Annotated in this window: 21 protein-coding genes; 17 read left to right on the top strand and 4 right to left on the bottom strand. The window is 47.4% G+C overall.

The genetic code is table 11. The features are described 5' to 3' along the window. Positions 1-79: 79 nt before the first annotated feature. The 6 genes from KN811_RS13425 (at position 80) to KN811_RS13400 (ending at position 5,724) form a co-directional block, all read left to right on the top strand. Positions 80-1,219, top strand: coding sequence for a Gfo/Idh/MocA family protein (locus tag KN811_RS13425; protein WP_187963654.1), 1,140 nt, complete (start codon positions 80-82; stop codon positions 1,217-1,219). 69 nt (positions 1,220-1,288) lie between these two features. Then, positions 1,289-2,356 carry a sugar phosphate isomerase/epimerase family protein gene (locus tag KN811_RS13420; protein WP_187963653.1) on the top strand — a complete coding sequence of 356 codons (1,068 nt, stop codon included), beginning with the start codon at positions 1,289-1,291 and terminating at the stop codon, positions 2,354-2,356. Positions 2,357-2,389: 33 nt separating this feature from the next. After that, the gene (locus tag KN811_RS13415) at positions 2,390-3,151 is read left to right on the top strand and encodes a 3-keto-disaccharide hydrolase (protein WP_187963652.1); all 762 of its coding nucleotides are present in this window, start codon (positions 2,390-2,392) and stop codon (positions 3,149-3,151) included. 191 nt (positions 3,152-3,342) lie between these two features. After that, positions 3,343-4,065 (top strand): 3-keto-disaccharide hydrolase, encoded by a 723-nt coding sequence (locus tag KN811_RS13410; RefSeq protein ID WP_425596666.1) that lies wholly within the window; start codon positions 3,343-3,345, stop codon positions 4,063-4,065. A 21-nt stretch (positions 4,066-4,086) separates the two neighbouring features. Beyond that, the gene (locus tag KN811_RS13405) at positions 4,087-4,542 is read left to right on the top strand and encodes a GNAT family N-acetyltransferase (protein ID WP_247716498.1); all 456 of its coding nucleotides are present in this window, start codon (positions 4,087-4,089) and stop codon (positions 4,540-4,542) included. A gap of 45 nt (positions 4,543-4,587) precedes the next feature. Continuing rightward, entirely contained in the window at positions 4,588-5,724 is a 1,137-nt protein-coding gene (locus KN811_RS13400) for a P1 family peptidase (RefSeq protein WP_187963650.1), read from the top strand. Positions 5,725-5,735: 11 nt separating this feature from the next. On the opposite strand, the gene KN811_RS13395 is transcribed toward KN811_RS13400, so the two are convergent. Next, entirely contained in the window at positions 5,736-6,596 is an 861-nt protein-coding gene (locus KN811_RS13395) for an aminotransferase class IV (protein WP_187963649.1), read from the bottom strand. A 236-nt stretch (positions 6,597-6,832) separates the two neighbouring features. On the opposite strand from KN811_RS13395, the gene KN811_RS13390 reads away from it, so the two are divergent. The 3 genes from KN811_RS13390 to nadD all read left to right on the top strand — a co-directional run bounded on the left by KN811_RS13390 (position 6,833) and on the right by nadD (position 8,956). Beyond that, positions 6,833-7,690, top strand: a complete 858-nt coding sequence (locus KN811_RS13390) for a YicC/YloC family endoribonuclease (protein ID WP_187963648.1) — start codon at positions 6,833-6,835, stop codon at positions 7,688-7,690. A gap of 1 nt (position 7,691) precedes the next feature. Next, a complete protein-coding gene (gene gmk, locus KN811_RS13385; RefSeq protein WP_187963647.1) occupies positions 7,692-8,282 on the top strand; it encodes a guanylate kinase in 591 nt (196 codons plus the stop codon). An 86-nt stretch (positions 8,283-8,368) separates the two neighbouring features. Then, complete coding sequence (nadD, locus tag KN811_RS13380) at positions 8,369-8,956, top strand: nicotinate (nicotinamide) nucleotide adenylyltransferase (protein ID WP_187963646.1); 588 nt, start codon at positions 8,369-8,371, stop codon at positions 8,954-8,956. A 78-nt stretch (positions 8,957-9,034) separates the two neighbouring features. Here nadD and KN811_RS13375 read toward each other — a convergent pair whose 3' ends face one another. After that, a complete protein-coding gene (locus KN811_RS13375) occupies positions 9,035-10,033 on the bottom strand; it encodes an NAD(P)H-dependent glycerol-3-phosphate dehydrogenase (protein ID WP_187963645.1) in 999 nt (332 codons plus the stop codon). A 225-nt stretch (positions 10,034-10,258) separates the two neighbouring features. Between KN811_RS13375 and KN811_RS13370 the strand changes: the two genes are divergently transcribed. From KN811_RS13370 to KN811_RS13340, 7 genes are all read left to right on the top strand, one after another. Further along, on the top strand, positions 10,259-10,666 hold the full coding sequence (locus KN811_RS13370; RefSeq protein ID WP_187963644.1) for a hypothetical protein: 408 nt from the start codon (positions 10,259-10,261) through the stop codon (positions 10,664-10,666). Positions 10,667-11,025: 359 nt separating this feature from the next. Then, entirely contained in the window at positions 11,026-13,440 is a 2,415-nt protein-coding gene (gene pbpC / locus KN811_RS13365; protein ID WP_187963643.1) for a penicillin-binding protein 1C, read from the top strand. A 157-nt stretch (positions 13,441-13,597) separates the two neighbouring features. Next, positions 13,598-14,101: a GbsR/MarR family transcriptional regulator gene (locus KN811_RS13360; protein WP_187963642.1), complete on the top strand. Its 504-nt coding sequence runs from the start codon at positions 13,598-13,600 to the stop codon at positions 14,099-14,101. 12 nt (positions 14,102-14,113) lie between these two features. Beyond that, complete coding sequence (locus KN811_RS13355; protein ID WP_187963641.1) at positions 14,114-15,241, top strand: efflux RND transporter periplasmic adaptor subunit; 1,128 nt, start codon at positions 14,114-14,116, stop codon at positions 15,239-15,241. Between the two features lie 9 nt (positions 15,242-15,250). Beyond that, a complete protein-coding gene (locus KN811_RS13350) occupies positions 15,251-18,400 on the top strand; it encodes an efflux RND transporter permease subunit (protein WP_187963640.1) in 3,150 nt (1,049 codons plus the stop codon). A 22-nt stretch (positions 18,401-18,422) separates the two neighbouring features. Further along, a complete protein-coding gene (locus KN811_RS13345; protein WP_187963639.1) occupies positions 18,423-19,826 on the top strand; it encodes an efflux transporter outer membrane subunit in 1,404 nt (467 codons plus the stop codon). 13 nt (positions 19,827-19,839) lie between these two features. Next, complete coding sequence (locus tag KN811_RS13340; RefSeq protein WP_187963638.1) at positions 19,840-20,436, top strand: TetR/AcrR family transcriptional regulator; 597 nt, start codon at positions 19,840-19,842, stop codon at positions 20,434-20,436. Between the two features lie 113 nt (positions 20,437-20,549). Here KN811_RS13340 and KN811_RS13335 read toward each other — a convergent pair whose 3' ends face one another. Beyond that, the gene (locus KN811_RS13335; protein WP_425596665.1) at positions 20,550-21,038 is read right to left on the bottom strand and encodes a YciI family protein; all 489 of its coding nucleotides are present in this window, start codon (positions 21,036-21,038) and stop codon (positions 20,550-20,552) included. Then, entirely contained in the window at positions 21,038-21,508 is a 471-nt protein-coding gene (locus KN811_RS13330; protein WP_187963636.1) for a CYTH domain-containing protein, read from the bottom strand. The genes KN811_RS13335 and KN811_RS13330 overlap by 1 nt, the downstream gene beginning before the upstream one ends. A gap of 48 nt (positions 21,509-21,556) precedes the next feature. Between KN811_RS13330 and dinB the strand changes: the two genes are divergently transcribed. After that, entirely contained in the window at positions 21,557-22,639 is a 1,083-nt protein-coding gene (gene dinB / locus KN811_RS13325) for a DNA polymerase IV (RefSeq protein ID WP_187963635.1), read from the top strand. Positions 22,640-22,746: the final 107 nt, after the last annotated feature.

Genomic DNA, 22,746 nt, shown 5'->3' with positions numbered 1-22,746 from the left:
ATAACCGGCTCAAAAATTTTATAAGTGTTATGTTTCCACTAAATTCGTGGTAAAATCCAAAAACATACATCAGAACGACATGAGAAAACTAAGAATGGGCATGATCGGTGGCGGCATCGGTTCATTTATGGGAGGTGTTCACCGCAAGGCATCTGCCATGGACGGTATGATAGAACTGGTATGCGGTGCTTTCAGCAGCACATCGGAAAAGTCCAGAGAAACCGGAAAATCGCTTTACCTGCCGGAAGACAGGTGCTATGGTAGTTTTCAGGAAATGATCTCAAGAGAAAAGGAACTTCCCGAAGGGGAGCGTATGGACTTTGTATCCATTGTCACCCCCAACCATCTTCATTTCGAACCTGCAAAAATGGCCCTGGAAAACGGTTTTCACGTAGTATGCGACAAACCCATGACCCTCACGGTAGAAGAAGCCAGGAGCCTGGAAAAACTGGTTCGGGAAACCGGGCTTCTATTTGCCCTGACACACAATTACACAGGCAATGCCATGGTAAAACAAGCCAGGGCCATGGTTAAAAACGGCGACCTGGGAGATATCAGAAAGATACACATACAATACCTGCAGGGATGGATGGCCGCGGAACTCGACGAACAGGCTGCTATAAAACCCTGGAGGGCCGACCCGAAAAAATCGGGCGTAGGAGGTTCCCTGGCCGATATAGGCACCCATGCCGAAAACCTGGTGTCTTACATCACCGGAACAAAGATCACCGAAATTGCGGCCGATCTCGGAAGGGTCGGTGAAGGCCGGGTGCTGGATAACGATGGTAACATCCTTTTCCGGATGGAAAACGGGGCAAAAGGCACCATGTCCATCTCACAGATCGCCACAGGCGAAGAGAACGACCTGGCCATTCGGGTATATGGAAGCAAAGGAAGCATCCAGTGGAACCAGGAAGATTCCACCCGCCTTTATACCAAATGGATAGATAAACCCGAACAAACCCTTACCCCGGACGGAAATGACATTTACGACGAGGTAAGGGCCGTTTCCAGGATCCCCAAAGGACATCCCGAAGGATACCTGGAAGCCTTTGCCACTATTTACAGGAATTTCGGCAGGCACCTGGTCAGCGTTCTGGAAAACAACCCTATCGAAAACCCGGACTACCCTACGGTAAGCGATGGCGTAAAAGGGGTTCAGTTCATATATGCCGCGGTGGAAAGTGATAAGAACAATGCTGCCTGGACCCAAATTTAACCACAAACAGCCTGGCAAGACGTCACCGGATTTTGAAAAGAAAAAAATTAAATATAAAAAGTCATACCAATGAAAACAATAAAAGGCCCCGCAGTATTTCTCGCACAATTCGTAGACAGTGAAGCCCCTTTCAATTCCCTGGACGGAATGTGTAAATGGGCAGCCGGGCTGGGCTACAAAGGCATCCAGATCCCTACCTGGGAAACCTTCCTTATCGATCTCGACAAAGCCGGAAGTGCCGACGAAGCGGAAGGACAGGCCTACTGCGACGAATTAAAAGAAAAAATAAATTCCTACGGACTGGAGATCACGGAACTCTCCACCCATTTGCAGGGGCAACTGGTAGCCGTTCACCCGGCCTATGATATCATGTTCGATAACTTTGCCCCCGACGCCTACAAAAACAATCCCAAAGCCCGTACCGAATGGGCCGTAGACCAGGTCAGCAAAGCGGCATTGGCCAGCCGGAGGCTGGGGCTTAAAGCACATGCCACTTTTTCCGGTTCCCTGCTGTGGCACACCGCACATCCCTGGCCACAACGCCCGGCCGGACTCGTGGAAATGGGCTTCGAAGAACTCGCCAAACGCTGGAAACCCATCCTCGACCTCTACGACGGGAATGATGTGGACGTCTGCTACGAGATCCACCCCGGCGAAGACCTCCACGACGGCGATACTTTCGAAAGGTTCCTGGAAGCGACCAACAACCACAAAAGAGTGAACATTCTATACGACCCCAGTCACTTTGTACTGCAACAACTCGATTACATCACTTATATCGATCACTATCACGAATTCATAAAATCTTTCCACGTCAAAGATTCCGAGTTTAATCCGACCGGCAAAAAAGGCGCTTTCGGCGGATTTAACGACTGGAGGGACCGGGCCGGAAGATACCGCTCGCTCGGAGACGGCCAGGTAGACTTCAAGACCATTTTTACCAAGCTCACAGAATACGGATGCGACGTCTGGGCCGTTATGGAATGGGAGTGCTGTATAAAATCGCCCGAACAAGGTGCACGCGAAGGTGCTCCGTTCATACAAAGCCATATCATCGAAGCCACAGAAAAGGCATTTGACGACTTTGCGGGAGCCGAGATCAATGATGAAAAACTAAAAAAAATACTGGGGCTATAAGATCATCGTCCCGGATAATTAAACACACAAATAATGAAAAAGATTGGATTTTGCGCTCTTTCCCTGCTCTTCCTGGTAGGATGCAAAGAGGCTAACAAAAAAGACACTGAAGAAGCGGCAAAAAAAGAAGAGGCCGCTGTTGTCGAAACCCAGGAAAAACAGGATGGCGAATGGGTATCCCTTTTTGACGGTAAAACCTTCTCGGGCTGGCATGGTTATAATTCCGATGAGATCTCCCCCGAATGGAGCATCCAGGACGGGACCTTGGTACTCACCCCAAACAATGACCGCAAGGTTGAAGGTAAGAACCTGGTTACCGATAAAGATTACACCAACTTTAAGCTCTCCCTGGAATGGAAAATATCCGAAGCAGGGAACAGCGGTGTGTTCTGGGGAGTTAAAGAGGTCCCGGAACTTCACGAACCTTACCAGACCGGACCGGAAATACAGGTCCTGGACAATGAAAGACACCCGGATGCCAAGGCAGGCACTACCCACCAGGCAGGAGCCCTGTACGATATGGTCCCCCCTTCGGAAAAGGTGGCAAAACCCGCAGGAGAATGGAACACCATGGTCCTGAAGATAGACCATAATGCCAACGAAGGCGAAGTATGGCTCAACGGTGTGGAGATCGTCAACTTCCCTGTACACGGCGAGGAGTGGGAAAATATGATAAAAGATTCCAAATTTAACGGCTGGGAAGGCTTCGGAGCCTATAAAACCGGGAAGATCGGCCTGCAACATCACGGTAATGAGGTCTCTTTCCGAAACATAAAGATCAAGGAATTACAATAAAAAACTTCCATGATCAATTCTCATACCCATGGGAAAATGATTAACTTTTTAAATGAACATATACAGAATGGAGGACCGAAGACAGATGACAGGGGCATACATCGGTCATCCGTTACCGGTCACCGGTCATTGATCTTCCGTTTAAAAATAAAAAGATGAAAAAGACATACGTATTAGTCTTCGCCCTCCTTATGAGCGGTATATATACCTACGCACAGAAAAAAAACATGCAAAAAGAACCCACAAAACCCGAAGAAACGGAAATTTACCACCCCGTTCCGCCAAAAGTAACTCCGGCTGCTGATAACGGGGCTCCCAGTGATGCCATTGTTCTGTTCGACGGCAAAAACCTGGACGAATGGGTCAGCGAAAAAAATGGTTCCAAAGCTCCCTGGACCTTAAATTCCGATGGCAGCATGTCGGTAAAACCCGGTGCGGGCGACATACAGACCAAAAAGGATTTCGGAAGCGTTCAGCTTCACCTGGAATGGAAATCTCCCGAGAAAATAAAAGGAGATGGCCAGAACCGGGGCAACAGCGGCGTATTTCTGCAAGACCGTTATGAGATCCAGGTACTGGACAACAATAACAACGACACTTATGTAAACGGGCAGGTAGGCTCCCTGTACAAACAAAGTGTCCCCCTTGCCAAAGCCTCCGTAAAAACCGGGGAATGGAATACATATGATATTATTTTTCACGCTCCCGAATTCAACAATACCGGAGAAAAGATCAAACCGGGAACCATTACCGTGCTCCACAACGGCATTCTGGTTCAGGACCACGTAGAGATCAAAGGGACCACCGAATATATAGGCTGGCCCAAGAACGACCCCCACGGCAAAGCACCGATAAAATTACAGGACCACGGCAGCGAAGTGAGCTTCCGCAATATCTGGGTAAGGGAATTATAACCCTTACCCCTTACTTTACCCATGCTGAACTTTCGAAAAGCGACAGAAAAAGACCTGCCCTTCATCGTGCAGATGCTGGCCGATGACAAGCTGGGGCAAGCCCGGGAAAACTATCGCCAGCCGCTCCCGGAAGAATACCTGGCCGCTTTCGGGAACATAGACAAGGACCCTAACCAGGAATTGATCGTTGTGGAGAACGGAAGTGGAGAAATTATCGGCACACTGCAGCTCAGCTTCATCCAGTACCTCACCTATCGCGGCGGAATACGGGCACAGATCGAAGCGGTAAGGATCAGAAAAGACCAAAGGGGAAAAGGCATAGGGCAGCAGATGTTTGCCTGGGCCATAAAACGCGCCAAAGAACGAAACGCCCATGTACTGCAACTGACCACCGATAAAAAGCGCCCCGAAGCCATTGGGTTTTATGAAAAACTGGGATTCCGGGCTACGCACGAAGGGATGAAACTACACTTTTAACCACCGATACCCATGAACACAAATCTCATAAGTCCCCGATTAACAATGTATTCAAAAGCGGCCCTCTTTCTCCTGCTCTTTTGTTTCCTAGCATCAGGCACATATGCCCAGGAGCGAATAAGGGATTACGGGATTGAAATAGGAGTTATCCCCACGGGGACACAAAATGCCATAACAGATGTTTCAGGGGTAAAAGTAGGGCACACCACTCTGGTAAAAGGCGATTCCATAAGAACCGGGGTCACGGCGATCCTTCCGCATGGAGGAAATATTTTTCAGCAAAAAGTGCCTGCTGCTGTCTTTGTGGGAAACGGGTTTGGAAAACTTGCAGGAAGCACACAGGTCAACGAACTGGGGAATATAGAGACCCCGATCATCCTGACCAATACCCTAAGCGTTGCGACTGCCATGGATGCCGTTATAAAATATACGCTCCGGCAGAAAGGCAATGAGAATGTCCGCTCGGTGAATGCGGTAGTAGGCGAAACCAATGACGGCTACCTAAACGATATCAGGGGCCAGCATGTCAAAACCCGGGATGTGCTTTCAGCGATCAATAACGCTACCGAGAACAATGCACAGGAAGGAAATATCGGAGCCGGAACCGGGACGGTCTGTTTTGGGTATAAAGGTGGAATAGGCACCTCATCGCGAAAACTGCCCGGGAGCCTGGGAGGCTATACCGTAGGTGTACTTGTACAAGCAAATTTCGGAGGGGTGCTGCAGATAGCCGGTATCAATGTTGGAAAAGAATTAAGCCGCTTTGCTTTTAGCGATCAGCTTTTAAACAATGTAGACGGCTCCTGCATGATCGTAGTAGCCACAGATGCTCCCCTGGACCATAGAAATTTAGATCGCCTGGCCAAACGCGCCTTTATGGGGCTTGCCAAAACCGGGGGTATTGCCTCGAACGGAAGCGGTGACTATATCATTGCATTTTCAACAGCCAAAGAAACACAGATCGCTTATAAAACCACACACCTGTTGAAACAAGAAGTCGTCGCCAACGACTATATGTCCCCATTGTTCATGGCCGCTATTGAGGCTACCGAAGAAGCCATTTTAAACGCGCTCTTTACAGCCAAAGCCACCACGGGAAAGAACAACAGAAAGATCGAGGCGCTCCCTGTATCAAAAGTGCTTGATATCTTAAAAGAACATCGTATTATAAAGAAAAAATGATCCTGCCCCTTTTACAGGCTTCCGGTTCGCTTTATAAATTGCTGCTGGAGCTTTTTAGTGATCGTACCTGCCCCCTCTTTCCTGAATTTCAATACGCCATCCATCATCATTTCACCAACAGCCGTGATCTGAACTGTTGTTCCGGCGATAAAAACTTCATCAACATGAGCTGTATCGTCTATATGTAATGCTTTTTCCCTGACTTCGATCCCCAGCTCTTCACATAATTCAATAACAGCTTTCCTGGTTATCCCCGGTAAAATATGATGCCCTTTCGGATGGGTATAAACAATATTATCCTTCACAAAAAATACCGAGGTATGCGATCCTTCCGTAAAAAGGCCATCCCTTTGCAATACATTTTCATAAAATCCCTGGCTGTATGCATCATTATTGAGCCCTACATTGGCCATTAACGAAGTGGACTTTATATCGCACCGATGCCAGCGAAAATCCTCCGAGATCAAAACTTTTACCAGCTTGTTTTCAAAACCCTTCATCACCAATGGAGAAGCATATATCAAAATTGTCGGCTCTGCATCAGCAGGAAAAAAATGAGACCGGGGAGCGATGCCCCTGGTTACCTGCATATATACGGTCCCGTCTCTATGGGTCAGTTCTGCTTTCTCCACGGCTGTTTTCAACACATTTTCAACAGCACTTACCTCAAACCCGATCCGGGTTTCATTTAATCCGTACTTTAACCGGTCTAAATGTTCTTCCAGCAAGAAAAACTTCCCTTCATAAACCGGGATCACCTCATATACACCATCCCCAAACAAAAAACCACGATCAAAAACAGAAACAGATGCTTTTTCACTTTCCATCCATTCCCCGTTAAGATACACGGCCTTCGGATACGTTTTTTTCATTACTAACCATTTAAGCGCTCAAATATAAACCAAGTCTGGTAAAAACCGTATTCTATAACGAATAAGTTCAAGGTTTAAAGTTGTAGGTTGAGCATGCCTGCAACTTGCAACCTGTAACCCGCAACTTTAACCGTTATTGAACCTCATCGCACAGCTTAAGATATGTGTACCATCATCTTTTTTCTTAACTTTTCTATTTTACTTACCTTTGTGCAACTTTTCTTAAAAAAAACCGGATGATACAATCTATGACGGGCTTCGGGAAATCCATAGTACAACTTCCCACCAAGAAAATAACAGTTGAGTTGAAATCACTCAACAGCAAGAGCCTGGATGTCAATGCCAGGATACCTTCCCAGTACAGGGAAAAAGAATTGCAGATGCGAAGCACCATTGCCAATGCCCTCGTACGCGGAAAGGTAGACTTTGGCCTGTATGTAGAGATCACCGGGGAAGAAACCACGTCCCAGGTCAATGAGGCTGTGATAAAGCAATACATGCAACAACTGAAAAACATCGTAAACGGGGACGAGACCGAACTCCTGAAAATGGCTGTCCGCATGCCGGATGCCCTCAAGACGGAGCGCAATAACATCGATGAGGAAGAATATGTAGCTATTGCCCGTGCCCTCGAGGACGCCATTGTTGAGATCAGGACCTTCAGGAACGAAGAGGGCCTTGCCCTCGAAAAAGATTTTCTGCTGCGGATAAACAATATCTCAACTTTGCTCGAACAAGTCAAGGAACTGGACCCCGAACGCATGGTACAGGTTCGGGAACGCCTGGAAAAGGCCGTGGCCGATGTCAAGGAAAATGTGGATAAAAACCGCTTCGAGCAGGAGCTTATTTATTACCTCGAAAAATTTGACATCACCGAAGAAAAAGTGCGTCTGGCCAACCATCTCGAATATTTTCTCAGCTCCCTGAATTCTGAAGATTCTAACGGAAGAAAGCTCGGCTTTATCTCCCAGGAAATAGGAAGGGAGATCAACACCATCGGTTCCAAGGCCAACTACGCACCCATGCAAAAGCTGGTGGTGCAGATGAAAGACGAACTGGAAAAGATCAAGGAACAAGTCTTAAACGTTCTTTAGCATGGCAAACAACAGCGCCAAAAAAGGCAAGCTCATTGTATTCTCCGCACCTTCGGGAAGTGGAAAAACCACCATAGTCCGTCACCTGCTCGGCATTGAAAAGCTAAACCTCGAATTTTCCATCTCCGCCACTTCCCGTGAGCCCCGGGGGAATGAGGTAGATGGCAGGGACTATTATTTTCTCAGTCTCAGGCAGTTCAAGGATCACATCAAACAAGGCGATTTCCTGGAATGGGAAGAAGTATACCGGGACAATTTTTACGGCACCCTGAAAACCGAAATAGAACGTATCTGGGCCAGGGGTAAAAACGTTATTTTTGATATCGACGTGGCCGGGGGGCTCCGTATTAAAAAGAAATTCCCGGAAGAAACCCTTGCCGTATTCGTAAAACCGCCCAGTGTGGATGAATTGAAAATACGGTTGAAAAAGCGAAAAACAGAACCGGAAGACAAGATAAACATGCGTATAGCCAAGGCTTCCGTAGAACTGGCTACTGCTCCGCAATTTGACAGTATCATCAAGAACTACGACCTGGAAACCGCCCTGGCAGAGGCCGAACAACTGGTGGATGAGTTTATCAACAAACATTAAAACAGAAACCTTCAACCCGTCGCCCTGAACTCGCCTGCACTAAGCGCAGCCGAAGTGTCGAAGGGTTGAACTTTAAACTTGAACCTTTGAACTCCAGAAAGAAAACCGGCTTATATTTCGGAACCTTCAACCCGGTCCATGTGGGGCACATCATCATTGCCAATCACTTTGCCGAACACAGCGACCTGGACGAAATATGGCTCGTGGTCACGCCCCACAACCCTTTCAAAAAGAAAAGTTCGCTCCTGCCGGACCACCACCGCCTGGAAATGGTGCACAGGGCCACTGAAAAATACAATGACCTGAAGCCCTGCGATATCGAATTTAAGCTGCCGCAGCCGAGCTATACCGTAAATACCCTGGCACATTTACAGGAAAAGTACCCTCAGCGGGAATTTTGCCTCATCATGGGCGAAGACAACCTGAATGGCCTCCACAAGTGGAAAAACTACGAAATTATCCTGGAGCATCATTCGATCTACGTATATCCGAGGATCACCTCAACCCGGGAAGTTCCCCTGGAAAAGCACCCCCGCATCCATAAAATAGACGCCCCGATCATTGAAATATCCTCTACGGCCATACGCAAAGACATCAAAGCCGGAAAAAACGTCTCCCCCCTGCTCGACCCTTCCGTCTGGCAGTATATCGACCAAATGAATTTTTACAAATAGGGCTTCGGCTCCACTACCAGGCCTGGCTTTAGTTTATCCTGAGCTCGCCGAAGAGCTCAGGATAAACTAAAGCCGGAGTCAATCAAGTTTTTCGGAAAGTTTCCTGAACACCTTCTTGGCCTCCTTGCCTTCATACAGCACATTATACACCGCGTCCATAATGGGGGTTTTAATCTTGCGCTCATGCTTGTTGTTGATAATATGCGCACTTTTGGCCGCGTAATAACCTTCAGCAACCATACTCATTTCCATCATGGCCGACTTCACCGTATATCCTTTTCCAATCATATTGCCGAACATACGGTTACGGGAAAAAACAGAATATCCCGTGACCAGCAGGTCGCCAAGGTAAGCGGAATTGTTGATATTCCTTTTCATCTTGTGCACGCGTTTTATAAAACGCCGCATTTCGCGTATGGCGTTACTCATCAAAACGCTCTGAAAATTATCGCCATATCCCAGTCCGTGTGCAATACCGGCAGCAATGGCATAGATGTTCTTCAGTACGGCTGCATATTCCGTACCGATAATATCGTCAGATATCTTGGTCTTTATATAATCGCTGGACAGGTTTTTAGCCACAGTCCCGGCCTTTTTCTCGTCTGCACAGGCAATGGTGAGGTACGACAGCCTTTCCAGGGCCACTTCTTCGGCATGGCATGGCCCTGTAATGACCCCAATGCTTTCAAACGGAATATTATACCGGTCGTGAAAATGTTCGCCTACAATAAGCCCGGTTTCCGGGACGATCCCTTTGATTGCAGAAAAAATGACCTTGTCCTCCAGAGACACCGTAAGTTTTTCCAGTTCCGAATGCAAAAATGCCGAGGGCACGGCAAAAATGATTATATCGGCATAGGCCACTGCTTCGTTGATATCACCGGTAAGCCTCAGTTGTTCCGTATGAAATTCTACCGCACTGAGATAGTTCGGATTGTGTTTCTGGTGCAGTATATGCTCCCTGGCAAAGGTATTGCGCATATACCATCCTATTTCATCCAGGTTTTCCGACAACATCTTTACAATGGCGGTAGCCCAGCTGCCTCCGCCGATCACTGCAAATTTTGTATCGCTCATGAATATATTTCGTTAAGTATTTTTACTTGTCTTATCCTTTTCCCCGTAAAACAGGAAGAACATCCGCTTTATCGATTTCATTCCCGCATCCTTTATTTCACGGTGCCCCGGCATTCAAAAGTAACCAAAAAACAGGGGATTACATGAGGCACTGACAATCAAATTCTTACATTTTTGGCACGGGAATTGGTGATAGTTCTGTCAAATACCGTAAACATATAAACTATGAAAGGCATAAAACTATTCTTAGGATGTATTCTGATTATGGGAGTCGCAGCTTCCTGTTCCACAGAAGACGATTATTTTGAAGATGATATATCCCTGGACGAACTTTTAATCTCCTATGAATCCTGGTATGTAGATCATCGCATGACCGAGGGGAGACTTGCGGTCCCTTTTCTTGAAGATGCCTTTACAGTATCTTTCTGGGACGGTGTATTCTATGTCAATTACGACAATACCCGAAATGGTATGGGCATAGATGTAGGATATTATACGGCATACGACACTTTTGTAGTTATTGACCATGATACTGACGGTGTTTGGGAATTTGACGTCATACAACATGGAAACAACGAAATAGAACTTTACGACCGTACCTCCGGAACTTCTTATTTCCTCGTAGGCCGTTAATAAAAGAAAACATTTCGGTGGAGTTGATCTCTTATTTTCCCGGAAAACAAGATCTTTAATATGGCAGGCAACTCCTGCCCCAAAATTTTAACATTACATTATGAGACAAAAAACAATCGACAGTCCGAACCCATCGTTATAAATGACAAAACGATACAATGATAAGACGTTGATCCGGACAGGATATAAGAATTTACCGGAAGGTGGTTCGTCGAACACCTGAAAGCAGAAAATAAAGGTTAGTTGATTTTTGGTTGGTTATTTAGTTGGGAAACCGCTCTTTCGTAGAGATACGTAAGGGGCGGTTTCTTTTTTATTGAACTCATTTAAACTTTTTCGCTTCAATCAAAAAAGTTTAAATGAGTTCATATTATTTTTCCGCGTCTCCCGAAAAAAGAATAATTTCATCCGGAAAACAATTTCTTTTGAACCAGGTCCTGTGCTTCATAAAAAAACACCGTATTAAGGCTACGATCCTGGCCATACTCCTCATTGCCTACTATTTTTGCCTGCCGGACCCCTTATTCCGGACACCCACCTCAACGGTCATAGAGAGCAGAAACGGGGCATTGCTTGGTGCCCGAATAGCCGAAGACGGGCAATGGCGTTTTCCCGAAACCGATAGCGTTCCGAAAAAATTCGAACAGTGCATCCTCCATTTCGAGGACGCCTATTTCTATACCCACCCGGGTTTTAACCCCATATCTATCGGTAAGGCCCTGGTCCGCAACATCAGGGCGGGCAATGTGGTCCGGGGCGGGAGTACGCTGACCCAGCAGGTCATCCGGCTTTCCCGGAAGGGGAAAAAGCGGACCTATTTCGAAAAAGTCCTTGAGATCATTCTGGCTACAAGACTGGAACTGCGCCATTCTAAAAAGGACATTTTAAGGCTCTACGCCTCTCAGGCCCCTTTTGGCAGCAATGTAGTAGGGCTGGACGTGGCTGCCTGGCGTTATTTCGGGGTGCAACCCCACCAGCTCTCCTGGGCCGAAAGCGCTACGCTGGCCGTACTGCCCAATGCCCCGAGCCTTGTTTATCCGGGGAAAAACCAGGAAAAATTGCGCATCAAGCGAAACCGTTTGCTGCACAAACTGCGGGAAGCAAAGCTCATCGACTCTACAACCTATCAGCTTTCTATCGCAGAACCACTTCCCCAAAAGCCTTTTCCCCTGCCCCGGACCGCACCTCACCTGCTACAACGTATGGCACGGGAACATCCCGGGCAAAAAGTACGCACCAGTATTGACCCGGCACTTCAGGACCGCGTCAACACTATCGTAAAACAGCACCACGAAATACTGAAGCAGAACGAAGTATACAACGCCGCAGTATTGGTGATGGATGTCCACACCCGTCAGGTCCTGGCCTATACGGGAAATACTCCTACGGACAAAAAACACCAGAAAGACGTGGATATTATCAACGCCCCCAGGAGTACGGGCAGCATTATGAAACCTTTTTTATATGCGGCCATGCTGGATGCCGGTGAACTGCTTCCCAACACCCTGGTACCCGATATCCCTACCCGGATCTCCAGCTACACCCCCGAAAATTTCAATCCTGAATACGACGGGGCCGTCCCTGCCGGGAGCGCTCTGACCAGGTCACTGAATATCCCGTTCGTCCGGATGTTACAGGACTACGGGCTGGAACGTTTCAGGGACAAACTCCAGGCCTTCCGCCTGCGCGATATCGACCGGCCGGCGGATTACTACGGCCTTACCCTCATCCTTGGCGGAGCCGAAAGCAACCTTTGGGACCTGTGCAAAACCTATGCTTCACTGGCTTCTACCGTAAACCACTTTCACGAAACCTCCAGCGAGTACTACACCGGTGAATTTGCCGAACCTGTATTAAAAGCAAATGAAAAAGCCGGTTTCGGGACCGTGTCCCGCCAAAAGACCGTATTCGATGCGGGGAGTATTTTCCTCACCTTTCAGGCCATGAGAGAGCTGAACCGCCCTGAGGGCAACGAAGCCTGGCAGTATTTCGACTCTACGAAAAAGATCGCCTGGAAAACAGGCACCAGCTTCGGCAACAGGGATGCCTGGGCCATAGGAGCTACCAAAGACTACGTTATAGGGGTCTGGGCCGGAAATGCCGACGGCGAGGGACGGCCGGGGCTTACAGGAGTGACCGCAGCCGCCCCCATACTGTTCGATGTATTTGATGCCCTGCCTTCGTCATCGTGGTTCGACATGCCTTATGACGAGCTGGTCGAAGCCGAAGTGTGCCGCAACAGTGGTTATCTCGCCTCTCCCCTTTGCCCTAAAACCACCGCCTGGATCCCTCACAGCGGACAACGTACCGGCCCCTGTCCATACCACCATCTGGTTCACCTGGACAGCAAGCGGCAATATCGTGTAAACACCTCCTGTACACCAGTTACCGATATTATTGCGGAGCCCTGGTTTACCCTTCCTCCCCTCATGGAGCACTATTATAAAAACAATCATGCCAACTATAAAAGCCTGCCCCCTTTCCGGGCCGATTGCTTTACCGATGGCCCCGTGGCCATGGATTTTATCTATCCAAGAGAGGACCAGGACGTCATATTACCCAAAAACTTTGAGGGCACTACCAATGAACTGGTGGTCAAAGTAGCCCATTCCAAACCCGGCACCACAGTTTTCTGGTATGTTGACGACCGCTTCCTGGGGCAAACCAGGACCTTCCACGAAATGGCCATTATTCCCAGGGAAGGAAAACACCTTATCACGGTGATCGATGAATTCGGGAATGAGATCAAACGAACCGTCCGGGTAAAGAAATAGATCGATGATAGATGACCGGTGACAGGGGTATGCACCCGTCATCCACCACCGGTCATCCGTCCCTCCCTTTTTATTTTAACAACAAATTAACTTCTTTTGGTTCGGTTCAAACCGAACTTACTATATCTTTGCCCAAAATTTCAATCTTGGAGTACATATGCAGTGTGAAGAATTAGAAAAGGAAAAATGTGGTCTGGTAGAAGAACTGGGGGTTTATTTTGAAAAGAATGAAGCATTCTCCCCGCTCTCGGCCAGGATTTTTTCCATTATGGTCCTTACGGGGGAAGAGGGAGTTACTTTTGACGAACTCCTGGAAAAGCTGGAGGCGAGCAAAAGTTCCATCTCTACCAATTTACAATTATTACAATCTACGGGAAAATTAACATATTTTACTAAAACAGGAGATCGAAAGCGATATTTTAAGATCGCGCCGGACCAGATGCTGGTCCGCCTGGACGAAAAAATAGAACAATGGAAAAAAGAAAAAGAGTTACTGGAAAAAGTACATTGCTATAAAATGAGGTACATCCAGAAGAACGGCCAGTCCGATCCCGATAATGCGGGACTTTTGTTTAACCGGCATTACATAGAATTTGCAGAACAAATGTTAAGCAACCTCATCAGACTCAAGGAAAATATTTCAAACGCCATAAATCAATAATAAAAAGCAGACATGAGAACAAAAACTATTTTAAAATATATGGTGGCAATGGCGGTGATTGCCCCATTACTCACAAGTTGTAACCAGGCACAACCCCAGGGGCAACAGGCTATGGCCATACCATTCCCTACCGTTAAAGTTGCCCGAAAAGACATCGTAGCCCACAAACAATTTCCCGCCAGTATAGAAGGTGTGGTAAGCAGTGAGGTACGTGCCAAGGTTTCCGGGTACATCCAGGACGTTCTGGTAGACGAGGGTGAAAACGTGAGAAAAGGCCAACCCCTTTTCCGCCTGGAAACCCAGACACTCAGCCAGGATGCCGAAGCGGCCAAGGCCCAGGTCAATGTGGCCCAGGTAGAAGTGAACAAACTCGTTCCCCTGGTCGAAAAAGGCATTATAGGCGATGTGCAACTGGAAACAGCAAAAGCCAATCTGGCCCAGGCCAGGAGCAATTACAACAGTATTGCCGCAAATATAGGCTATGCTACGATTAAAAGCCCGGTGGACGGGGTGGTAGGCTCTATTCCATTCCGAAAAGGAACGCTGGTAAGTGCCGCAGATGCTGTTCCCCTGACCACGGTTTCGAGCATAGAAAACGTATATGCATACTTCTCCATGAATGAAAAGGATTTTATTTCCTTTACCCGGAATGTAGAAGGCAAGACACTGGACGACAAAGCCAGAAACATGCCCAAGGTAAAATTACTGCTTGCCGATGGTTCCAGCTATGAAGAAGAAGGCACCATTGAGACCATAACCGGCCAGATCGATACACAAACAGGTACTGTAAGTTTCCGGGCCACTTTTCCCAACCCTACCTTGCTGCTCCGAAACGGAAGTAGCGGTACTATAATGGTTCCGGAACGTTATGACGATGCGCTCGTTGTCCCTGCCCTTTCCTCCTTTGAACAACAAGGGAAGAAGTTTGTTTATATCGTGGCAGACAACGATTCCATTTATGCCAGGTCCATACAGTCCTCAGCAGAGGTAGACAACCTCCTGGTTATAAAAGACGGCATAAAGGAAAACGAACAGATCCTGGGCAAGGGTGTGGGCAAAGCACGTCCCGGAATGAAGATCACTCCGCAACCCACCAGCATAGATAGCATCGTAAACTCGTTCAACACCGTATTCAAATAGGAAAAAACCATGCTAAAAAAGTTTATTGAAAGACCGGTATTATCTACCGTAATATCGATCATTATCCTGATATTAGGGGTCCTGGGGCTTTCAACCCTACCGGTTACCCAATACCCCGATATAGCCCCTCCTACCGTGCAGGTAACCGCCAGTTATCCGGGTGCTAATGCCGAAACCATACTGGAGAGTGTCATTGTTCCCATAGAAGAACAGATAAACGGTGTGGAAGGGATGACCTATATGACCTCCACCGCCAGTAACAACGGTAGTGCAGAAATACAAGTATATTTCGAACAGGGTTACGACCCTGATATTGCGGCCGTAAACGTACAGAACCGTGTGGCCAGGGCAAATTCAGTATTGCCTTCTGAAGTAACACGCGCCGGGGTTATTACCCAGAAAAGGCAGAACTCCGCATTGATGTATGTAGCCTTGCTGTCTAAAAACCCGGATTACGATGACACTTTTGTACAAAACTATCTGAACATCAACGTAAGGCCCGAACTGCAACGGGTTAATGGTGTAGGTGAAGTAAGTGTCTTCGGAGCCAAGGATTACTCCATGCGTATCTGGCTGGATCCGACCAAAATGGCAGCCTACGGTCTCACGACCAATGATGTTATCGGGGCCATAGGAGAACAAAGTCTTGAAGCCGCTGCCGGATCCCTGGGGCAAAACTCGGGGGAATCCTTTGAATATGTTATTAAGTATAAAGGAAGGTATAAAACGGCAGAAGAGTACCAGGACATCGTAGTAAAAGCCCTGGGCAACGGGAAGTATTTAAGAGTAAAAGACGTGGCCAAAGTAGAGCTCGACGCCTTTTCTTACTCAACAGTGAGCCGTTCCATAGGCTATCCCGGAGTAAACTTCGGAGTTTTCCAGACCCCGGGGTCCAATGCCCAGGAGATCATCCAGGAACTCCATGAAAAACTGGAGGAAATGAAGAAAAGTTTCCCGGAAGGAATTGATTACCTGGTAAATTACGATACCAATAAATTCCTTACGGCATCTATCGACAAGGTAAAACACACCCTTATCGAGGCTTTCATACTGGTGTTTATTGTGGTCTTTATCTTCCTGCAGGATATTAAATCCACACTCATTCCGGCCATAGCGGTTCCGGTAGCAATTATAGGTACCTTCTTTTTCCTGCAGTTGTTCGGATATTCCGTTAACCTGCTCACGCTTTTCGCCCTGATCCTTGCCATTGGTATTGTGGTCGATGATGCCATTGTGGTCGTCGAGGCGGTCCATTCAAAGCTGGAGGAAGGTTATGACAATGCGAGAAAAGCCACCATATCGGCCATGAGCGAAATAAGCGGGGCCATTATATCGATTACCCTGGTTATGGCTGCTGTATTTATTCCGATTACCTTTATACAGGGACCTTCCGGGGTATTTTACGAGCAGTTTGGGGTTACCCTGATCGTGGCCATCCTTATTTCTGCTGTAAACGCATTGACCCTTAGCCCCGCACTGTGTGCCATTTTCCTGAAACCACACAAGGATCATCCGGATGCCAAAAAGAATATATTGCAACGTTTTTACGATGGCTTCAATATCGCTTTTAACAGTATGACCCAAAAGTACACCAAATCACTGGGCTTCCTCACCAAACACAAGTGGATAACCGTGATCATCCTGGGTGCAGCCGTATTGGGCATCCTATGGGCCAGCAAAACCACACCTACCGGTTTCGTTCCGTCAGAAGACAGGGGGGTTGTTTTTGTCAATGTGGAGTTACCGCCAGGTTCTTCCCTGGACAGAACATATGGGGTTACCCAGGAACTGTACGAAATTATAAACGGTGTAGACGGTATCAGGGCAGCATCACTGATCAATGGAAGTAGTTTCTTTTCAGGTGCAGGTAGCTCTTACGGCATGGGCTTTATTATTCTCGATGACTGGGAAGAACGGACTACCGAAGCGACCTCTCTGGATGCCATTGTAGGGCAGCTTTTCCAGAGATCAGCGGCTATCTCAGATGCCAACATTATTTTCTTTACACCGCCAAGTGTCCCCGGTTTCGGTACTTCCGACCTCGAAGTACAGATCCTTGACCGTGCGGCAGGAGACCTTAAGGACCTCGACAATGTGGCAAAACAATTCGTAGGGGCCCTGAACCAGCGTCCTGAGATCGGTTTTGCCTCCAACTCCTTCAGTACGAACTTCCCTCAGCTGGAAATGGACATTAATGTCCCTAAGGCCAAGGAAGCAGGAATTGGAATAAACGACATCCTTTCCGCACTCCAGGGATATATCGGAGGATTCTATGCCACGGATTTCAGTAGGTTTGGAAAACAGTACAAGGTATTTGTGCAGGCTGAGCCCAAGGATCGAAAAGACGAATTGAGCCTCAACAGTATGTTTGTCCGTAACAACAACGGGGAAATGGCTCCTATTTCGGAATTCGTTACCCTGAAACGTGTATATGGTCCGCAGACCGTAAACCGTTTTAACCTGTTCAACTCAGTAACTGTCAACGGTGCTACCTCCCCGGGTTACAGTACCGGAGATGCCATTGCAGCGATCAACCAGCTTGCCGAGGAGACATTGCCCAACAATTACGAAGTTGCTTATTCCGGAATTACCCGGGAAGAGATCAATTCTTCCGGACAATCGGTCATTATATTTGCACTGAGTATTCTTTTTGTATACTTCTTCCTGGCAGCCCAGTACGAAAGCTATATATTACCGCTATCCGTACTGTTATCCCTGCCTGTGGGAGTTGCGGGCGCATTTATTGCGACCAAACTGGATGGCTTGCAGAACAATATTTATTTCCAGATTGCCCTGATCATGCTTATAGGGCTGCTGGCCAAGAACGCCATCCTCATCGTGGAATTTGCCCTTCAAAGGCGCAGACACGGTATGCCTCTTATTGAAGCGGCCATAGATGCCGGAAAGGCACGTCTCCGTCCTATTCTTATGACATCCTTTGCGTTTATCGTGGGCCTTATGCCCCTGGTACTGGCCAAAGGTGTGGGTGCAGAAGGTAACAACTCCATCGGTACGGGTGCTGCTTTCGGTATGCTTATAGGTACCGTGATCGGGGTATTTATCATCCCTACCCTCTTTGTAGTGTTCCAGTGGTTACAGGAACGCATCAGCGGTGCGCCCGAAGCCGTAAAGGTACAGGAAGAAACAAAAGAAAGCTAAAAACATACCTACACGACGAGATATGAATTATAGAAGAATTTTTAAAATAACTGCGATAGCAGGATTTGCATTCCTCATGCAATCCTGCTTCGTGGCCAAGACTTATGAACGTCCCGAAGTGGAAGAAACCGAAGGTCTTTATCGCACGGACGAGCTGCCACAAGACAGTACTTCCATGGCTGATATATCCTGGGAAGAACTGTTCACTGACCCGTATTTACAGGACTACATCAGAAAAGGACTGGAAAACAACCTGGACGTCCGTATAGCTATACAGCAGATAGCTGCTGCCGAAGCCTATATGAAGCAAGGTAAAGCCGGATATTTCCCAACACTTAGTGCCGGAGCTGATGTAAGCCGCCAGTACCTGGCAAAAAACAGCCAGTTCGGGTCTTTCTTTAGCGGGCATATCGACCAGTTCCAGCTTACCGGAAACCTCTCCTGGGAAGCCGATATTTGGGGGAAAATAAGAAGTAACCGGAGAGCTTTTCTGGCTTCTTACCTGCAAACTGTTGCCGCCCACCAGGCGGTAAAAACGGAGCTCATAGCTTCTATTGCCTCTTCGTATTATCAGTTACTGGCCCTCGATCAGCAACTGAAGATTACCGAGGAGACCATAGAAAACAGGGAATCCAGCCTGGAAACCACCAAAGCACTGAAAGTGGCCGGAAGTGTCACCGAGGTAGGTGTAAAGCAAACCGAAGCGCAGCTCCATACGGCAGAGGCTCTCCTGGTAGACATTAAGGCTAACATCAAGATCATGGAGAATACCCTGAGCATCCTTTTGGGCGAAATGCCGCATACCATAGAAAGGGGTAAACTGGAAAACCAGAGTATCGATACAGAACTGAAAGTAGGGGTTCCCGCCCAGTTATTACAAAACAGGCCGGATGTAATGGCTTCTGAATACGGGCTTGTCAATGCCTTTGAGCTGACCAATGTTGCAAAGAGTAATTTCTATCCCTCATTAACGCTTACAGCCACGGGCGGATTCCAAAGTGTAGAATTCAGCAAATGGTTCGATTCGGGCTCCCTGTTTGCAACCCTGGCAAGCGGATTGACACAACCCATCTTTAACCAGCGAAAGATACGTTCGGAATACGAAGCATCACAGGCACGGCAGGAAACTTCCCTGCTGGAGTTCAAACAAACCTTACTCAATGCCGGGAAGGAAGTTTCAGATGCCCTGTATACCTATGAGGCAGAAACCGAAAAAATAGATATCCGTAAAAAGGAGCTGGATGCCTATACACTTGCCACGGAATATTCGGAAGAACTGCTCAATAACGGTATGATCAATTATCTTGAAGTGCTTACCGCAAAAGAACAGGCGCTGAACTCAGAGCTGAGCTATATAGACTCCAGGTTCCAGCAGCTCAATGCCATTATTACCCTGTATAAGGCCCTGGGTGGCGGATGGAAATAAGCCCGGAAAGAATATGATAACCAAAGAGGAGTTTTTAAAGTTATCTATAACTAATTTTACCCGGTTCGGCAGCCGTAATTTCACTATGGATCAGCTGGCTGCCGAACTCGGTATCTCCAAAAGAACGATCTACCAGCATTTTGCTAATAAACAGGAACTGGTATTGACCAGCTTCCAGTATCTGCTCAATACCATTAAACGCGAAATGACGTGCATTGAGCAAAAACAGAAAGGAAACCCTTTGCCGTGCATCATTTATTTTTACAAACTGGGATTGGAGAAATTACAGTCATTCAACCCTTCTTTTTTACACGGCCTCAGGAAATACTATCCGGAAGCCTACCTGAAATTCGAGGATTTTAAAAACGACGTAGTTTACGGCAAGGTCTATCACTTTTTAAAAACCGCACAGGAACTGAAGCAGTTGAGAAAAGACATTGATCTCGGCCTGGTGTGCAAACTCTACCTGTTGCGTATGGATGAGATCGTTTTTACGGGAAACCTTTTTGAAGATTACAGCAAAGAAGTCCTGCTCGAACACCTGATCACCAACAACCTGCGCGGACTCATGACCCCGGAATATGTTGAGAAATACAATTTTTCATTGTAAGGTCAACAGATGCCGGTAAGGAATACACAAAAATAGTTTTTGTTTTTCATTTTAATAAATGGTTAATTGGTGAAAACCGTTCGTATTTGCACCGCAGGTACGGACGGTTTTTTTTAGCGCAGCGGGAATCCTTTGGCGGCCCACCACGGATGTGTCTCCACGATCAGCCTGCCCGATTTTACCATAGGGTCTATTCTGGCCAGGCTGTCTGCCATTTCAAGGGTTGGAGTATTGTAGATCGTTATCCCCCGGATATCCCCGTCATCGCCGAAAGGTCCGGAAATCGATGCATATCCCTCCTCGTACATTCTTCCCAGGTGTTCCATATGTAACGCCATTAAACTGTCCGTTTCTTCTTTACCACCGGAACGCTCGGGGCCTTTTTTGAGAAAAACGATAAAATATTGTTGCATGAGGTAGGTCGTGTCTTCTTCCTCGTCTTTATATTCAAAGATTTGATATCCCTGTTCTACCAGACCCTTTTTAATGGAATCCAAAGGTATTTTCTCCATACCTTCCTGTATTACTTCCTTCTCCTGTACAGCATTATTCCCGCAGGAACAAAAGCCTCCCAAAACCAACAGAAGAAGCCTTTTTTTGATTACATCCATTTCGTATACGGTTTTTTACTCAACTGCGAATTGTAGTACCTCACATCGCCGGTCACCTCTTCTCCAAGCCAGTCCGGCCGGTAAAAATCCTCGTTTTCCGAGGCCAGTTCAATCTCTGCGATCACCAGTCCGGTGTTCTCCCCCAGGAATTCATCAACTTCGATCAGATGCTTTCCGGCTTTTATTTCATGCCTTATTTTTTCTATCACTCCTTTTTCGCACAACGGCAAAAGCGCCTCTGCATCGGCTACGGAAATTGCTTTCTCCCATTCAAACCGCGACAGCCCGCTTTTGTCCGATTTCCCCTTGACGGTAATAAACCCTTTATCTCCCTTTATGCGAATCCTCACGGTCCTTTCGGGATGGGTATTCAAAAAACCCTGTACGATGCGGGTAGCGGACTGTGTTTCTTCCCGGAACACTTCCGATCTCACTAAAAATTTGCGCTCTGTTTCTATCATTGTGGTTTTATTGGGCAAAGTTTCGGAACTTTGTAAAGTTAGCTAATTATGGCCGATAAGCTCACATACCGGAAAATTATCCACATCGACATGGATGCTTTTTACGCTTCCGTGGAACAGAAGGACAATCCCGAACTCCGGGGCAAACCCATTGCCGTAGGGGGCGGGAGCAAACGCGGTGTGGTTGCCGCAGCCAGCTATGAAGCACGGAAATTCGGGGTCCGCAGTGCCATGAGCGGTATATTGGCCCGGAAGCTCTGTCCGGAGCTTATTTTTGTAAAAACAAGGTTTGACCGTTATCGCGAAGTTTCCCGGAAAATACGGAGCGTATTTTATGAATATACCGACCTGGTGGAGCCTCTATCCCTGGACGAAGCCTACCTCGACGTCACCGAGAACAAAAAGGGAAACCCGTCGGCCACCCTGATCGCCCGGGAGATCAGGCAACGTATATATGACGAGACCGGACTCAATGCTTCCGCAGGGATATCCATTAACAAATTCATAGCCAAAATAGCTTCGGATTACAATAAGCCCAACGGCCAGAAAACGGTAAATCCGGAAGAGGTGGTCCCTTTCCTGGAAGCCCTGGATATCAAGAAATTCTACGGGGTGGGAAAGGTAACGGCCGAAAAAATGTACAAGCTGGGTATTTTTACGGGGAAAGACCTGAAAGAAAAACCGATAGAATTTCTGGAAGAACAGTTCGGCAAATCAGGGAAACATTATTACTACATTGTCCGTGGCATACACAACAGCCCGGTAAAGCCCGACCGTATCCCGAAATCGGTAGGTGCGGAACGCACGTTTTTTGAGAACCTGTCTTCAGAGATCTTTATGCTGGAACGCCTGGAACAGATCGCCATTGAGCTCGAAAACCGCCTGCTGCGGAACAAGATCTCCGGAAAAACGGTTACTCTGAAGATCAAATACAGTGATTTTACCCTGCAGACCCGGAGCAAGACCCTCCCCTATTTCGTTGCAGACAAAAACCTTATCCTGGAAGCCGCCAGGGAGCTGCTATACCAGGAAAAACCACAAAATTCGGTACGGTTACTGGGCATTTCCCTATCCAATCTCAATACTCAAAAAGAAGAACAGGTGGCGGTGCAGTTGAAGTTCGATTTTTAACAGGAATTCAATATCACTAAACGCGTCATTGCCAACCCTCCATAAGCAGCTAGAGCCAGCCCCTGGGTTTATCGAAAGGGGCAATCTCGCAGAGGCAGGCAGCCATC

The organism is Sinomicrobium weinanense, assembly GCF_018863395.1.
Classification (GTDB): Bacteria; Bacteroidota; Bacteroidia; order Flavobacteriales; family Flavobacteriaceae; genus Sinomicrobium; species Sinomicrobium weinanense.
This window is presented reverse-complemented; position numbering and strand designations above follow the sequence as displayed.

Coding starts and splice junctions, on each gene's coding strand:
- KN811_RS13425 (WP_187963654.1), top strand. CDS start 80: ATGAGAAAACTAAGAATGGGCATGATCGGTGGCGGCATCGGTTCATTT.
- KN811_RS13420 (WP_187963653.1), top strand. CDS start 1,289: ATGAAAACAATAAAAGGCCCCGCAGTATTTCTCGCACAATTCGTAGAC.
- KN811_RS13415 (WP_187963652.1), top strand. CDS start 2,390: ATGAAAAAGATTGGATTTTGCGCTCTTTCCCTGCTCTTCCTGGTAGGA.
- KN811_RS13410 (WP_425596666.1), top strand. CDS start 3,343: ATGAGCGGTATATATACCTACGCACAGAAAAAAAACATGCAAAAAGAA.
- KN811_RS13405 (WP_247716498.1), top strand. CDS start 4,087: ATGCTGAACTTTCGAAAAGCGACAGAAAAAGACCTGCCCTTCATCGTG.
- KN811_RS13400 (WP_187963650.1), top strand. CDS start 4,588: ATGTATTCAAAAGCGGCCCTCTTTCTCCTGCTCTTTTGTTTCCTAGCA.
- KN811_RS13395 (WP_187963649.1), bottom strand. CDS start 6,596: ATGAAAAAAACGTATCCGAAGGCCGTGTATCTTAACGGGGAATGGATG.
- KN811_RS13390 (WP_187963648.1), top strand. CDS start 6,833: ATGATACAATCTATGACGGGCTTCGGGAAATCCATAGTACAACTTCCC.
- gmk (WP_187963647.1), top strand. CDS start 7,692: ATGGCAAACAACAGCGCCAAAAAAGGCAAGCTCATTGTATTCTCCGCA.
- KN811_RS13375 (WP_187963645.1), bottom strand. CDS start 10,033: ATGAGCGATACAAAATTTGCAGTGATCGGCGGAGGCAGCTGGGCTACC.
- KN811_RS13370 (WP_187963644.1), top strand. CDS start 10,259: ATGAAAGGCATAAAACTATTCTTAGGATGTATTCTGATTATGGGAGTC.
- pbpC (WP_187963643.1), top strand. CDS start 11,026: ATGAGTTCATATTATTTTTCCGCGTCTCCCGAAAAAAGAATAATTTCA.
- KN811_RS13360 (WP_187963642.1), top strand. CDS start 13,598: ATGCAGTGTGAAGAATTAGAAAAGGAAAAATGTGGTCTGGTAGAAGAA.
- KN811_RS13355 (WP_187963641.1), top strand. CDS start 14,114: ATGAGAACAAAAACTATTTTAAAATATATGGTGGCAATGGCGGTGATT.
- KN811_RS13350 (WP_187963640.1), top strand. CDS start 15,251: ATGCTAAAAAAGTTTATTGAAAGACCGGTATTATCTACCGTAATATCG.
- KN811_RS13345 (WP_187963639.1), top strand. CDS start 18,423: ATGAATTATAGAAGAATTTTTAAAATAACTGCGATAGCAGGATTTGCA.
- KN811_RS13340 (WP_187963638.1), top strand. CDS start 19,840: ATGATAACCAAAGAGGAGTTTTTAAAGTTATCTATAACTAATTTTACC.
- KN811_RS13330 (WP_187963636.1), bottom strand. CDS start 21,508: ATGATAGAAACAGAGCGCAAATTTTTAGTGAGATCGGAAGTGTTCCGG.
- dinB (WP_187963635.1), top strand. CDS start 21,557: ATGGCCGATAAGCTCACATACCGGAAAATTATCCACATCGACATGGAT.